At 61.9% G+C, this 13653-nt stretch carries 11 protein-coding genes and 2 pseudogenes; 7 read left to right on the forward strand and 6 right to left on the reverse strand.

All coding sequences use genetic code 11. The annotated features are described in order from the left end of the window. Positions 1 to 43: 43 nt before the first annotated feature. Complete coding sequence (locus PSH96_RS09365; RefSeq protein WP_305458734.1) at positions 44 to 460, reverse strand: OsmC family protein; 417 nt, start codon at positions 458 to 460, stop codon at positions 44 to 46. Between the two features lie 268 nt (positions 461 to 728). On the opposite strand from PSH96_RS09365, the pseudogene PSH96_RS29525 reads away from it, so the two are divergent. Next, positions 729 to 1388 (forward strand): annotated as a pseudogene (locus tag PSH96_RS29525) (MCP four helix bundle domain-containing protein); the annotation flags it as partial. A gap of 306 nt (positions 1389 to 1694) precedes the next feature. Next, positions 1695 to 2291, forward strand: a pseudogene (locus PSH96_RS29530) (methyl-accepting chemotaxis protein); the annotation flags it as partial. A gap of 177 nt (positions 2292 to 2468) precedes the next feature. Here the strand turns inward: PSH96_RS29530 and fabB are convergent. The 5 genes from fabB to PSH96_RS09395 form a co-directional block, all read right to left on the reverse strand. After that, entirely contained in the window at positions 2469 to 3689 is a 1221-nt protein-coding gene (gene fabB / locus PSH96_RS09375) for a beta-ketoacyl-ACP synthase I (protein WP_012723103.1), read from the reverse strand. A gap of 11 nt (positions 3690 to 3700) precedes the next feature. After that, entirely contained in the window at positions 3701 to 4216 is a 516-nt protein-coding gene (gene fabA / locus PSH96_RS09380) for a 3-hydroxyacyl-[acyl-carrier-protein] dehydratase FabA (RefSeq protein WP_003210552.1), read from the reverse strand. A 249-nt stretch (positions 4217 to 4465) separates the two neighbouring features. Then, positions 4466 to 6367 carry an ATP-binding protein gene (locus tag PSH96_RS09385; RefSeq protein ID WP_305458745.1) on the reverse strand — a complete coding sequence of 634 codons (1902 nt, stop codon included), beginning with the start codon at positions 6365 to 6367 and terminating at the stop codon, positions 4466 to 4468. Continuing rightward, positions 6364 to 7293, reverse strand: a complete 930-nt coding sequence (locus PSH96_RS09390; RefSeq protein ID WP_305458747.1) for an ABC transporter substrate-binding protein — start codon at positions 7291 to 7293, stop codon at positions 6364 to 6366. The genes PSH96_RS09385 and PSH96_RS09390 overlap by 4 nt, the downstream gene beginning before the upstream one ends. Before the next feature lies 1 nt (position 7294). Further along, positions 7295 to 9415 (reverse strand): TonB-dependent receptor plug domain-containing protein, encoded by a 2121-nt coding sequence (locus tag PSH96_RS09395; RefSeq protein ID WP_370694330.1) that lies wholly within the window; start codon positions 9413 to 9415, stop codon positions 7295 to 7297. 193 nt (positions 9416 to 9608) lie between these two features. Here PSH96_RS09395 and PSH96_RS09400 point away from each other — a divergent pair, with 193 nt between their 5' ends. From PSH96_RS09400 to PSH96_RS09420, 5 genes are all read left to right on the forward strand, one after another. Beyond that, positions 9609 to 10634, forward strand: a complete 1026-nt coding sequence (locus PSH96_RS09400; RefSeq protein ID WP_200434258.1) for an NAD(P)H-dependent glycerol-3-phosphate dehydrogenase — start codon at positions 9609 to 9611, stop codon at positions 10632 to 10634. Positions 10635 to 10645: 11 nt separating this feature from the next. Further along, positions 10646 to 10993, forward strand: coding sequence for a DUF4389 domain-containing protein (locus PSH96_RS09405; protein ID WP_058421405.1), 348 nt, complete (start codon positions 10646 to 10648; stop codon positions 10991 to 10993). Then, on the forward strand, positions 10990 to 11439 hold the full coding sequence (gene sixA / locus PSH96_RS09410) for a phosphohistidine phosphatase SixA (RefSeq protein ID WP_305458751.1): 450 nt from the start codon (positions 10990 to 10992) through the stop codon (positions 11437 to 11439). Before PSH96_RS09405 ends, sixA begins: the two co-directional genes overlap by 4 nt. 85 nt (positions 11440 to 11524) lie before the next feature. Beyond that, entirely contained in the window at positions 11525 to 13174 is a 1650-nt protein-coding gene (locus PSH96_RS09415; protein WP_305458753.1) for an AMP-binding protein, read from the forward strand. Positions 13175 to 13204: 30 nt separating this feature from the next. After that, complete coding sequence (locus tag PSH96_RS09420; protein WP_169985755.1) at positions 13205 to 13648, forward strand: hotdog fold thioesterase; 444 nt, start codon at positions 13205 to 13207, stop codon at positions 13646 to 13648. Positions 13649 to 13653 lie beyond the last annotated feature (5 nt).

Raw genomic sequence — 13653 nt, forward strand, 5'->3', positions numbered from 1 at the left:
GTTAGGTGCTACTGAGCATAACCCGCTCGACGGGAGGTTGGCGCTACTGGCTGAAGGCGCCTTCGGACAGTTTGGTCTCGATGGTGACTTCGGCGGTGGTCATCAGCTTGTGTACTGGGCAGCGATCGGCCACGTGATGCAGGATGTCGCGCTGCTCATCGGTGAGTACGCCCTTGAGCGTCAGCTTGACGTTGAGTTTGTACTTGCCTTTTTGCTCCTCGGAGCTGTCGTGGGCGACTTCCACGGTGACGCCGGTGAGCGGGATGTCTTTTTTCTGGGCGTAGAGCTTCACGGTCAGCGCCTTGCACGAGGCCAGGGCAGCGTCGAAATAGTCGTGGGGCGAGGGCGCCGAATCGTCACCGCCGAGGCTTTTGGGCAGGTCGGTGAACAGCTCGTGGTTGTTGATGTTCACGCTGTGGCGAAAGTTATCGTGGTTCAGGGTATTGACGGTAACAGGCATGGCAAACCTCACAAGGGCAGGAAAAGGTCATGCAGTTATAGAGCATGCTGGCACTTCAGTGTTCCGCGTTTTTTGCACTGGCAGCTCGCGCGATTGCAATGCGCGTTGATATCGCGTTTTCGTCTTACGCAAACGGGACAACGGGCCGATACCTTTCAGGAGACCTGCTGCAGGTGGATGCAGCGCATTCGGAAGGAATCCAGGCATGAGTATCCGTAGTTTGAATATCGCCCCGCGCGCCGGTTTGGGCTTTGGCGTGCTGGCATTGATGGTGTTTGCCCTGGGCGGTTTTGCCCTGCTGCAAATGGCCAATATGCGCCAACAGTCCGATCAGGTAGAGAACAATTGGTTGCCCAGCGTGATGGCGGTGGGGGAGATGGCCCAGGACCTGCTGCGGGTGCGTGCGCTCACCCTGCGTTTGCTGGTCAACCGTGACCCGCAGGCGCTGGCGCAGAACGAGCAGAAACTCACTGACCTGAAAAACGGCCTGCACCGGGCGCAGACGCTCTACGAAGGGCTGATGGTACTGCCCGAAGAGCGTGCGCTGTTTGATCGCTTCAAGGCCCAGGAGCAGCAATACCTGCAACGCCAGGAGCAGGTGATGGGGTTTTCCAAGGCCAATCAGCTGGAAGACGCGATCAGGATCGTCAACGGTGAGATGAATCAACTGGCCGATGAGTTGGCCGCGACCTTGCACGACCTGGTGACCTTGAACAAGGCCAGTGCCAACCAGGCCGCGAACCTGGCGCAGAGCGTATTCACGCAATCGCGCACGTGGGTGGTCACCATGATAGTGCTTACCGCATTGATCACCATCGGCCTGGCGGTCTGGCTCACCCGCAGTATCGTGCTGCCGTTGGCGCAGTCGCTGAAGGTCGCCCAGGGCGTGGCGGGCGGCGACCTCACCGGTGACATCAACGTAACCGGCAACGATGAGCCCGCGCGCTTGCAGCAGGCGCTCAAGGGTATGCAGGCGAACCTGCGCGACACCATCCGACGGATTGCCGAGTCTTCGAACCAATTGGCTTCGGCTTCTGAAGAGCTCAGCTGTGTGACTGAAGATGCGACCCGTGGCTTGCACCAACAGAACCAGGAAATCGAACAGGCGGCCACGGCGGTCAACCAGATGACCGCTGCGGTGGAGGAGGTGGCGAGCAATGCGGTCGCCACGTCCCAGGCGTCCCGCGAGTCTGACCGCATTGCCCAGCGTGGGCGTGAGCAGGTGCATCAGACCGTGGTGTCGATTGAAGCGCTGGCCGATGACGTCACCTCCAACGCCACTCAGGTAGAGGACCTGGCGCAGAAGGTCTATGGCATCAGCAAGGTGCTGGATGTGATTCGCTCGATTGCCGAGCAGACCAATTTGCTCGCGCTGAATGCCGCGATTGAGGCGGCGCGTGCAGGCGACGCCGGGCGTGGCTTTGCGGTGGTGGCCGATGAGGTGCGAGCCTTGGCCCATCGCACGCAGCAGTCGACCCAGGAAATCGAGTTGATGATCAGCGGGATCCAGCAAGGCACCGATCAGGCCGTCAGTTCAATGCAGCAGAGCAACACCCGGGCGCGCTCTACGCTGGATATTGCCAAGTCGGCGGGCACGGCGTTGGAGGAGATTGCGTCGGCCTTTACCTTGATCAACGAGCGCAACCTGGTGATTGCCAGCGCGTCGGAGCAGCAGGCGGCGGTGGCGCGGGAGGTGGATCGCAATTTGATGAATATTCGCGATCTGGCGCATCAGACGTCGACGGGGGCTAACCAGACCAGTGCGGCGAGCCAGGAGTTGTCGCGGTTGGCGGTGGACCTGAATACCATGGTGGCGCGGTTTTCGGTGTAGGGCGTGAGACCTGGGTGATGCTATCGCAGGCAAGCCAGCTCCCACATGTTGAATGGCGAACACCATCAAATGTGGGGGGTGGGCTTGCCTGCGATCAAGGCGACTCGGTCTCATTCCATTGCCCACAAAAAAGCCCCGAACCAGTCGGGGCTTTTTCAGGTGATCAACCTGCGGGGCTTACTTGCCCTGCCAGCGTTTCAGTACCAGGGTAGCGTTGGTGCCACCGAAGCCGAAGCTGTTGCTCATCACGGTGTCGATCTTGGCGTTTTCAACGGTCTTGGTCAGGATCGGCATATCGGCGACGACCGGGTCGATCTCGTCGATGTTGGCCGAGCCGGCCATGAAGTTGCCTTCCATCATCAGCAGGCAGTAGATCGCTTCGTGAACGCCGGCGGCGCCCAGGGAGTGACCCGACAGGCTCTTGGTAGAGCTGATGGCCGGTGCCTTGTCGCCGAATACCGCACGCACACCTTCCATTTCCTTGGCATCGCCGACCGGAGTCGAAGTGCCGTGGGTGTTCAGGTAGTCGATTGGGGTGTCCACGGTGGACATGGCCATCTGCATGCAACGGATGGCGCCTTCGCCGCTTGGCGCAACCATGTCGTAGCCGTCGGACGTAGCGCCGTAGCCGACGATTTCCGCGTAGATTTTTGCGCCACGGGCCAGAGCGTGTTCCAGCTCCTCGACCACTACCATGCCGCCACCGCCGGCGATGACGAAACCGTCACGCTTGGCGTCGTAGGCGCGGGAGGCCTTTTCCGGGGTTTCGTTGTACTGGGTGGACAGCGCGCCCATGGCGTCGAACAGGAACGACTGGCTCCAATGTTCTTCTTCGCCGCCGCCGGCGAAGACGATGTCCTGCTTGCCCAGCTGGATCTGCTCAACGGCAGTACCGATGCAATGCGCACTGGTGGCGCACGCGGAGGAGATCGAGTAGTTCACGCCCTTGATGGCGAACGGCGTGGCCAGGCAGGCCGAAACGGTACTGCCCATGGTCCGTGTGACACGGTACGGGCCAACGCGCTTCACGCCTTTTTCGCGCAGGATGTCCAGCGCTTCCATCTGGTTGAGGGTCGATGCGCCGCCGGAGCCGGCGATCAGGCCGGTGCGTACGTTCGAAACCTGGTCTTCGCTCAGGCCTGAGTCGGCGATGGCGTCTTTCATGGCCAGGTAGGCGTAGGCGGCAGCGTGGCCGACGAAGCGATAGATCTTGCGATCAATCAGTTCTTCGAGGGGCAGGTCAATGGAGCCGGAAACCTGGCTACGCAGACCCATTTCGGCATATTCCGGGTTGAAGCGGATGCCAGGGCGACTTGCACGCAGGTTAGCGGTGACGGTCTCTTTGTCATTGCCCAGGCAAGAAACAATACCCAGACCAGTGATAACGACGCGGCGCATGCGGATAACCCTTAAAAGTTGTCAGTGGAAGTGAATACGCCGACCCGAAGGCCTTCGGCAGTATAGATCTCGCGACCGTCGACAGTCACCGAACCGTCGGCGATAGCGAGGTTCAGCTTGCCCTTGAGGACGCGCTTGATTTGAATGTTGTAGGTGACTTTCTTGGCGGTCGGCAGGACCTGGCCAAAGAACTTCACTTCGCCCGAACCCAGGGCACGACCGCGACCTGGCAGGCCTTGCCAGCCCAGGTAGAAACCGACCAGTTGCCACATGGCATCAAGGCCCAGGCAGCCCGGCATCACAGGGTCGCCTTCGAAATGGCAGGCGAAGAACCACAGGTCAGGGGTGATATCCAGCTCGGCGACCAATTCACCTTTGCCGTACTTGCCACCCTCTTCGCTGATATGGGTGATGCGATCCACCATCAGCATGTTCGGGGCGGGCAGTTGCGCGTTACCTGGGCCGAACAGCTCACCGCGACTGCAGCGCAGCAGGTCTTCCCGAGTAAAGGCGTTTTGTTTGGTCATGCGAGCTCCTCAATAATCCCATGCGGCAGGGCAGGGTAAATCTTCCCGAACCGAATGAAGCGTTCATGCCTCATATCGGCAGCCTACACATAGACTATTGCGTTGTAGTGAAAGTCACAGCGTCAAGGCACTCAATGTACACTTGTTCACTGAAATTTTAAACCGAGCCTGTTTATCGGCCCGTTTGGGTGCCTAAGACTGCCGCACTTTCGTCTTTCACGCCAGTCGCAGTTGGTTGATGGCGCCGCGCTATTGCACCCAGCGCTGCAGTATTTGCTGCAAATCCGTGCGTTTGAACGGCTTGGCCAGGTAATCGTTCATTCCGGCTGCCAGACAGGCTTCGCGATCACCCTGCAAGGCGTTGGCCGTCAGCGCGATAATCGGCAGGTCGGCGCAGCCGGGCAGTTGGCGAATCTGGCGGGTGGCTTCGTAGCCGTCGATCAACGGCAGGCGGCAATCCATCAGGATCGCGGTAAAAATCAGGCTCTCGGCACTGCGGATCGCCTCGGCGCCATCGATGGCCAGGCTCACTTCAAACCCCAGGCTGCGCAACATGGCTTCGACCACGGTGCGGTTGACCGGGTTGTCCTCCACGAGCAACACATGGCGGCCATCACCCGCGCTGGCCTTGCCCTCGGCGTCCAGGGCGATCGCCGGCAGGCTGTGCTGGTCGATGGCCAGTGGGATTTCCAGAGTAAACACTGAGCCACGGCCTTCCTGGCTTTGCGCGCGCAGCGTGCCGCCCATACGTTCGGCCAGCGTGCGCGCAATGGGCAGGCCCAGGCCGGTGCCGCCGTAACGTCTGGAAATGGAACTGTCAGCCTGCTGGAACGCATCGAACATCAGCTCCAGGCGTTCGGCGGAGATCCCGATGCCACTGTCGCGCACCGTGCAGGTGAACCACACCAGTTCATGGTCGAGGGTCTGCCAATGGGGCTCGACGGTGACGCTGCCGTGCTCGGTGAATTTGAGCGCGTTACCGATCAGGTTCACCAGGATTTGGCGGATACGGGTCGGGTCACCCTGCACGCGCAAGGCGTCCATGCCCGGCGGAATCGGCAACTCCAGGCTCAACCCGCGCTGCTGTGCGCTGTGCTGGAAGGCCTGGGCACAACTGTTGATCAGGTCGGCGAGGTTGAAGGGGATATGTTCCAGCTCCAGCGCGGCGCGTTCGATGCGTGAGAAGTCGAGAATGTCGTTGATAACTTTAAGCAGGTGCTCGGTGGACTCCGACGCCAGCGCCGCGTACTCGGTCTGCTCCTCGGTCATCTCGGTGGTTTCCAGCAGTTGCAGCATGCCCAGCACGCCGTTCATGGGCGTGCGCAGCTCGTGGCTCATCATCGCCAGGAAGTCCGACTTGGCGTTGTTGGCCCGTTCGGCTTCTTCGCGGGTCTGAATCAACTGGGCCATGGCCTGCTGCTGTTCGCGGCTGGCCTGGTTAAGGCCTTCGGCGAGGTTGTTGATGTGCCGCGACAAGTCGCCCAGCTCCGAATCATCGACAATCGGCAGCGGTGTCTTGTAGTCGCCTTGCTGGATGGCTTTTACCGCGTGGCCCATGGCGCTGATCGGCTGCGACAGGCTGGCGGCCAGGCGCCGGGCGAGCAGGAAGGTAAACAGCAGGGCGAACAGTGCGAGGATGCCGGCCTTGAACAGAATCTCCTGCTGGCGCTGGCTGAAGGCGTCGTTGGACATGCCGACGATCACCCGGCCCAGATAATCGGCACGCGGCGCCTTGGGTTCGTTGAGGTTGTCCTGGAAAAAGTCATTGCCCAGCTGGATATGCTGCAAGCGGATGGGTGCCTGGAACACTTTCACCGACAGCGAACGGTCGTGTTTCTCCGAAGGTTGCTCGACATACACCAGGATGTTCTCGGTGCTGTCCTGAATCTCGAGGAAGCGCACATGCGGGGTGGCCAGCGTGGCACGCAGCAGGCTTTCGAGCACATCGTTGTTGCCGGAAATCACCCCGTACTCGGTGGCCGGGGCCAGTTGGTTGGCGATCAACTGGCCGGTGTGGTCGAGTTCCTGGCGCAGGTCCTGGATCCGCACGAAGGTAAAGAAGCTGATCAACAGCAGGGTCAGCAACAGCGCCGGGCCCAGGGTGATGAGCTGGGTGCGGGTGTTGATGTCCCAGCGACGACGCAAGGTCATGGGCGTTTTTCTCCTTCGGCCAGGCGGGCGGCGACGGCGGCTTCGTCCACCTGTTCGATTCCCAGTGAGCGCGCGACTTGCGGGTTGCCCACGACTTTGAAGTGTTGCGGGTACACGCTGCGTGGCCAGTTGGCTGGCGGGTGATCCAGCAGCCGGTCGAGTACATCCAGCCAGTCGGCCTGGTCGCTGTAGGTGCTGGCCAGGCTGCCGGCCTTGACGAACCCGGCGTTGGGGCCCACCAGCGGCAGTTGCTGGGCGTAGCTGCTGAGTAACAGGTTCTTCACGGTTTTCGGGTTGTACAACTGCGGGTCGTCGAGGCCGAGCAGCACGTCACTGTTCTTGAGCAGGTTTTGCAGCGGGCGGCTGTCGCTGATGTTGTCCCAGCGCTGCGGCACGATCTGCAGGCCCATGGGCGCTGCGTACTCGCGCAGCTCCGGCAGCAGGAACTCACTGTCGCTGCCATAAAGCACACCGATGCGTTGGGCCTGCGGCAGGATGTTGGCGATCAGCTTGAGTTGGCGCGCCAGCGGCGGGTCGCTCCACAACAGGCTGATTTTTGCCGGGTGGGTGGTGCCCAGGCGCTGGCGTGCCTGCAGGCGGCTGATACGCAACACCAGGGTCGGCGGGCCCTGGTTATCCTGCAGGCGCCAGTCGAGGCCGGGCAGGTCCAGCAGGATCAGGCGCGTGCCGGGCGGCAACTGGCTGGGCGCGGGCAAGTCTTTGAGCGGGACAAAGCTCACCTGGTCTTCGGGGCGCTGCCGGGCCAGGGCTTGGGTAAATGCCTGAACGCCGGCACCGTCTTCGGCGGCGGTCAACAGGATATCGGCGCTCCACGCCGGTGCTGTCAGTAACAGGCACACCAGCAGCAAGGCACGGCGCCAGAGCCGAAAGATAAAGTAGGGGGTCATCCGTGACTGAGCGCCCATGTCAGAATTCCAGCTCCGCGCTGAAATAGAGGACATGGCGACTGTCGTAGTTGTTATCGGCCCAGGTGGTGGGCTGGTTATCGAGGCGTTGTTGCAACATGCCGGCCAGCTCCACATTGGCTTTGCCCAGGGCAATGCGCTTGGCCACCCGCAGGTCGACCCGTTCGAAGCGATATTGGTTGAGCGCATCGTCGCCATAGTAGAACAGCGCACTGGACCAGCCGTGGCCCCACTCGCGCAGCCAACCGGCCGAGCCGCTGTTGCGCGCGGTTTGCGCCTTGTCCAGCGGGTTGCTGGAAGCGGCGTCGACGTAAGCATAGGTCAGGCGCAGGCGGTCGGTATTGCTCATGCGCCAGTCGAACTGCGATTCGGCGCCGGTGAACCGTGCGCTGTTGGCGTTGCTGGCAATGTATTGGTTGTTGCGCAGCGGCGAGCTGATCATCTCGGTGATTTCGTCGTAGAACAGTTTCACGTCGACATTCAACCCGAAGTCGGCAAAGAAGCCGTTGTAGCCCAGCTCTCGTGAACGCATCAACTCTTTATCGAGGTTGCCGGGGCCCCGCGTTACCACAAAATATTGCCCGGAGTTCTGCCCGTAGGTCGGGGAGCTCAAATTGGTGACGCGGTAGCTCCAGTTGACGTTGTTTTCGAACATGTCGGGCGAGCGAATCGCCTCGGAGTACACCGCCCGCAGGCCGTGGCGCGGGTTGATCAGGTAGTTGACCGCCACCCGCGGCGTCAGCGAGTTGCCGCTCAGGTGGGTGTCTTCGTACATGGCGCCGCCTTGCAGCAGCCAGTGTTCGCTGGCACGCCATTCCAGGTGGCCGAACAAGCGCCAGGTGGTGTCGTCGAGGGTGCCGTTGAAGTAGGTATCGGAGTCGGCGCGGTCGTAACGGTAGTTCATGCCGCTGACCAGGCGCAGGCTATCGGACAGGCTCAGGGTGTCCTGAATCTCCAAATCGTAGCGGCTTTCTCGGGTGCTCTGGTCGATATCACCGCAAACACTCTGGTTGGCGCCGTCGCGCCACTGTTCCAGGACTTGCTTGGCCAGGCCCTGCTCAGTGCTACTGCCAGGCGGTAGGCTGTCTGGTTTGTAACTGTTCATGTGCCGGGCCAGCTGTTCGGCATAGTTGGGGTTCAGTTGCCACAACCGCGTCAGCTCCGGGCTGAACGAAACCTTGGCATCACAGGCTTTCCAGACCTGCTGTCGGTCCCATTGCTGGGCCGAGCCTTGAATGTACAGGCTGTGCTCGGGGTTGAAGTCGAAGTTCCAGCGCAACGACCCGGCATAGTCCTTGGCGACGGCATCGGAATTGGTGCCGCCTTCGGTAATCCCGGCAAACACCGGCGTGTAGGTATAAGGACGCTGGTTGGTGCCTTCCTTAGCGTCAAATTGCCAGTCGAGGCTCTGTTGCGCGTTCAGCGTCTGACTCACCGCCAGGCTGAAGCGGTTGAGGCGGCGGCTGTCACGGCGGTCGGCGCCGACGGCATCGCTGTCAAAGCCATCGTCCTGCTGACCGGACAAGGACAGGCGCAAGTCACCGGTTTCCCAACCCACGCCCTGGCTGGCGTAGTAGTCGTTGATGCCGCGCTGGCCACGGATGACTTTAATTCGCGAACCGTGGCTGTTGGCCGGTGAGCGCGTGAGGATATTGACCACCGCCATCAGCGCGTTGGCGCCGTAGCTGACGGTGTTGGGGCCACGGAATACCTCGATGCGCTCGATATCTTCCATGGCCACCGGGATGTCGCTCCAGTCCACGGTGGCAAGGCCCGCGCGGTACACCGAGCGCCCGTCGATCAACACCTGCATGCGCCGCGCGTCGCTGGCGCTGGTGCCGTGGTAGTTCACCGCGGCCTGGTTGCCGGTGGTGTAGCCGACCATCATCCCCGGCACCAGCCGCAGCAGCTCGGCGATGTCGCGTGCGCCGCTGGCCTTGATCAGCTCGCTGTCGATCACCGTCATGCTGCCGGGCACGGCCGCGGCCGATTGCTTGAGGCGTGTGGCGGTCAACACTTGCGGCAGCGGCTGGCTGTCGAGAAACAGGTCATCAGCCAGCGCAGGTGTGCTGCACAGCAACATCAGCAACAGAGATGAGCGAGGAGGAGGGCCCAGATACACGGCACGGCCTTGATAATTACGGATAGCCGCCCATGTTAACTGAGGTGGGGCCATTTGCCAGTCGTGGGACTTGCAATTACTTCACACAAGTGTGGCATTTTCCGACAAGCGCACGAATTGACGCGGGGGCTGGCCGCAAGCGGGTCGCCCCGTATAATGCCGCCATCGCCATGTAAGGATTAACGGATTGCATATGACTGAACAGCGCCCTATTGCGGTCCTGGGAGGCGGAAGTTTTGGTACCGCCGTGGCTAACCTGCTGGCTGAGAACGGCCACGCGGTGCGCCAGTGGATGCGCGATCCCGAGCAGGCCGAGGCCATCCGCGTGCATCGGGAAAACCCCCGTTACCTTAAAGGCATCAAGATTCATCCGGCAGTGGAGCCGGTCACCGACCTGTTGGCGACGCTGACCGACTGTGACCTGTGCTTCGTCGCGCTGCCTTCCAGCGCCTTGCGCTCGGTGTTGGCACCCCACGCCGAGCGTCTGGCCGGCAAGCTGCTGGTCAGCCTGACCAAAGGCATTGAGGCGCACACCTTCAAGCTGATGAGCGAAATCCTCGCCGAGATCGCCCCGCAGGCGCGCATCGGCGTGCTGTCCGGGCCGAACCTGGCACGGGAAGTCGCCGAGCACGCGCTGACCGCCACGGTGGTGGCCAGCGAAGACGAGGCACTGTGCGAACGTGTCCAGGCCGTGCTGCATGGCCGTACCTTCCGCGTCTACGCCAGTGGCGACCGCTTTGGCGTCGAGCTGGGCGGGGCGCTGAAAAACGTCTATGCGATCATCGCCGGCATGGCCGTGGCCTTGGGCATGGGCGAGAACACCAAGAGCATGCTGATCACCCGCGCGCTGGCGGAAATGACCCGTTTTGCGGTGAACCAGGGCGCCAACCCGATGACCTTCCTCGGGCTGGCCGGCGTAGGCGACTTGATCGTCACCTGCTCGTCGCCCAAAAGCCGCAACTACCAGGTCGGGTTCGCCCTCGGTCAGGGCCTGAGCCTGGAAGACGCGGTCACGCGCCTGGGCGAAGTCGCCGAAGGCGTCAACACCCTCAAGGTGCTGAAGGCCAAGGCCCAGGAAGTGGGTGTGTACATGCCGCTGGTCGCCGGGCTGCACGCGATCCTGTTTGAAGGGCGCACCTTGAACCAGGTGATCGAGCTGCTGATGCGCGCCGAGCCCAAAACCGACGTCGACTTTATTTCCACCAGTGGTTTCAACTGAGGAACGCGCACATGAACGATCCGAAAGACACCCCAAAATACGAGTCCATCCTGCTGCGTATCCTGTGGATGCTGGTGTTTGCCCTGGTGTGGCAAGTGGCGCAGTTCCTGCTCGGTGCGCTGGTGGTGGTGCAGCTGATTTATCGCCTGATCTACGGCGCACCGAACCTGGGCCTGATGAACTTTGGCGACAGCCTCAGCCAGTTCCTGGCGCAGATCGGCCGTTTTGGCAGCTTTCATACTGAACAGAAACCCTGGCCGTTCGCCGATTGGCCAACCCCACGTGCACCCGAAGGCGAAGCCGCCCACAGCGTGCCGCCGGCGCCGCACCCGGTGCGTGATGAGGAGCCAAAGCTGTGAAGCTATGGATTTTGCGTCACGGTGAAGCCGAAGGGCATGCGCGCACCGACGCCGAGCGCAACCTCACCGAGCATGGCCGTGGCGAAGTGTTGCGCAGCGCCGCGCACCTGATTGGCCAGCCCATCAGTGCCATTATCGCCAGCCCCTATGTGCGGGCGCAGCAGACCGCGCAGTTGGTGCGTGAGGCGCTGGGTTTCGAGCCGCAGGTCCGCACGGTGCCGTGGTTGACGCCTGAGGGCAACCCGCTGCAAGTGCTGGAAAAGCTCGACACCGATGACAACGTGCTGCTGGTCAGCCACCAACCCTTGGTGGGCAGCCTGATCAGCTTTTTGCAGCATGGTCACCAGCGCCAGCCAGAGCCGATGCACACCGCCAGCCTGGCGGAGCTGGAAGGCGATTTTCCGCTGGCAGGGCTGATGAGCCTGGTCAACGTAAAAAACCCATAAGCTGGATCGCTTCTTTTTGTGTGCTATATATTCAACCAAGCAAGTGCTTGGTTGGCTATCATCGGATCACAAGGGAGCGCGTCCCATGCCTGTCGCTTTTCGTTTGCCGTTGCAGGTCTTCTTCGAACGTGAAGCGCGACACCCGCGCAAACCTCTCCTGGTGCAACCCATTGGCGGCGGCGAGGTGCAGACGCTCACCTGGGGCGATGTCGGCCATCAGGCCCGTTGCGCCGCGCATTGGCTGCGCGCCCGAGCATTGCCCCAGGGCTCGCACATTGCCCTGATCTCGAAAAACTGCGCGCACTGGATCATTGCCGACCTGGCGATCTGGATGGCCGGGCATGTGTCGGTGCCGTTGTACCCCAACCTCACGGCGGACTCCGTCAACCATGTGCTCACGCATTCGGAGGCGGCGCTGGTGTTGATCGGCAAGCTGGATGATTGGCCCGCCATGGCGCCCGGCATCCCGGCCGGGTTGCCGACCATCAGCCTGCCGTTGTGCCCGGCCGGCGACTTTGATTTCAGCTGGGCAGACCTGCAGGCCAGTTCACCGATTCAGGACAACCCTTTGCCAGAGGCCGCGAGCCTGGCCACCATTGTTTACACCTCCGGCACCACCGGCTTGCCCAAAGGCGTGATGCAAACCTTCGGCGCCTTGGGGTTTGCCGCCACGCGCGGCACGCAGATATTTGGCTTGGACGAGGACGACCGGCTGCTGTCCTACCTGCCGTTGTGCCACGTGGCAGAGCGCATGTTTGTCGAGCTGGCGGCGATCTATACCGGGCAAACCGTGTTTTTCGCCGAAAGCCTCGACACCTTCCTGACCGACCTGCGCCGGGCGCGCCCCACGGCCTTGTTCGGCGTCCCGCGTATCTGGACCAAGTTCCAGATGGGCGTCTACGCCAAAATCCCGGAAAAACGCCTCGATACCCTGTTGCGCCTGCCTTTTATCGGCAAGCGCGTCGGCCACAAAGTGTTGGCCGGGCTGGGACTGGACGCGTTGCGCATCGCGCTGTCCGGCGCCGCCCCAGTGCCCGAGGCCCTGCTGCGCTGGTATCAACGCCTGGGCCTGGATGTGTTGGAGGTGTATGGCATGACCGAAAGCTGCGGTTATTCCCATGTGTGCCGCCCTGGCCAGCAGACGCTCGGCTGGATCGGCTTGCCGTGTCCCGGTGTCGAGGTGCGCATCGACCCGATGGGCGAAGTGCAGGTGCGCAGCGGCGCGACCATGCTTGGGTACTTCAAGGACCCGCAGAAAACCGCCGAAACCCTCACCGAGGATGGCTTCCTGCGCACCGGCGACAAGGGCGAGCAGGATGCCGACGGCCGCCTGCGCCTGACCGGGCGGCTCAAGGAGATTTTCAAGACCAGCAAGGGCAAGTACGTGGCCCCGGCGCCGATCGAAAACCGCCTGGCTGAACACGCACGCATCGAACAGGTGTGCGTGGTCGGCGATGGCTTGCTGGCGCCGATGGGCTTGTGCGTGTTGTCGGCCGGCAGCCAGGACCGACAGGCACTGCGCAGCAGCCTGGAACGCTGGCTGGAACAGGTCAACGGTGCGCTGGACAAGCACGAGCGGTTGCGCCAACTGGTGGTGGTCAAAGACAGTTGGGCGGTAGAGAACGGCTTTCTGACGCCGACCTTGAAGATAAAACGCAACGTGATCGAGTCGACTTACGGCGCACAGTTTTCGGCCTGGAGCGAACGCAGCGAGCCGATTGTGTGGCAGGATTAGGGTCGTAATAAAACCAATAAGGACAATTTCATGAGCTTGTGGCGCACCCAACCGAATATCGAGCAACTCAACGCCATCCAGAAAAACACCATCGGTGAATTGCTGGATATCCGTTTCGAAAGCTTCGACGACGAGTCGCTGACCGCGAGCATGGTGGTCGACCATCGCACTCACCAGCCGTATGGCCTGCTGCACGGTGGCGCGTCGGTGGTGCTGGCCGAAAGCGTCGGTTCCATGGCGGCTTACCTGTGCATTGATGCCAGCAAGTTCTATTGCGTGGGCCTTGAGGTCAACGCCAACCACTTGCGTGGTGTGCGCAGCGGACGGGTGACGGCGGTGGCGCGGGCGATTCATATCGGCCGTACTACCCAGGTGTGGGACATTCGCTTGACCAGCGACGATGGCAAGGCCAGCTGCGTGTCGCGCCTGACCATGGCCGTGGTGCCGTTGGGCGAGAACCCGCCGGCACGATAGGCGTG

The organism is Pseudomonas sp. FP2338 (assembly GCF_030687515.1).
GTDB classification, from domain to species: Bacteria; Pseudomonadota; Gammaproteobacteria; order Pseudomonadales; family Pseudomonadaceae; genus Aquipseudomonas; species Aquipseudomonas salomonii.

What these genes read in the sequence shown, in the direction of transcription:
- PSH96_RS09405 (WP_058421405.1), top strand. Translation starts at nt 10,646, where the DNA reads ATGAACGATCCGAAAGACACCCCAAAATACGAGTCCATCCTGCTGCGT.
- PSH96_RS09365 (WP_305458734.1), bottom strand. Translation starts at nt 460, where the DNA reads ATGCCTGTTACCGTCAATACCCTGAACCACGATAACTTTCGCCACAGC.
- PSH96_RS09400 (WP_200434258.1), top strand. Translation starts at nt 9,609, where the DNA reads ATGACTGAACAGCGCCCTATTGCGGTCCTGGGAGGCGGAAGTTTTGGT.
- PSH96_RS09385 (WP_305458745.1), bottom strand. Translation starts at nt 6,367, where the DNA reads ATGACCTTGCGTCGTCGCTGGGACATCAACACCCGCACCCAGCTCATC.
- PSH96_RS09390 (WP_305458747.1), bottom strand. Translation starts at nt 7,293, where the DNA reads ATGGGCGCTCAGTCACGGATGACCCCCTACTTTATCTTTCGGCTCTGG.
- PSH96_RS09420 (WP_169985755.1), top strand. Translation starts at nt 13,205, where the DNA reads ATGAGCTTGTGGCGCACCCAACCGAATATCGAGCAACTCAACGCCATC.
- fabB (WP_012723103.1), bottom strand. Translation starts at nt 3,689, where the DNA reads ATGCGCCGCGTCGTTATCACTGGTCTGGGTATTGTTTCTTGCCTGGGC.
- PSH96_RS09415 (WP_305458753.1), top strand. Translation starts at nt 11,525, where the DNA reads ATGCCTGTCGCTTTTCGTTTGCCGTTGCAGGTCTTCTTCGAACGTGAA.
- fabA (WP_003210552.1), bottom strand. Translation starts at nt 4,216, where the DNA reads ATGACCAAACAAAACGCCTTTACTCGGGAAGACCTGCTGCGCTGCAGT.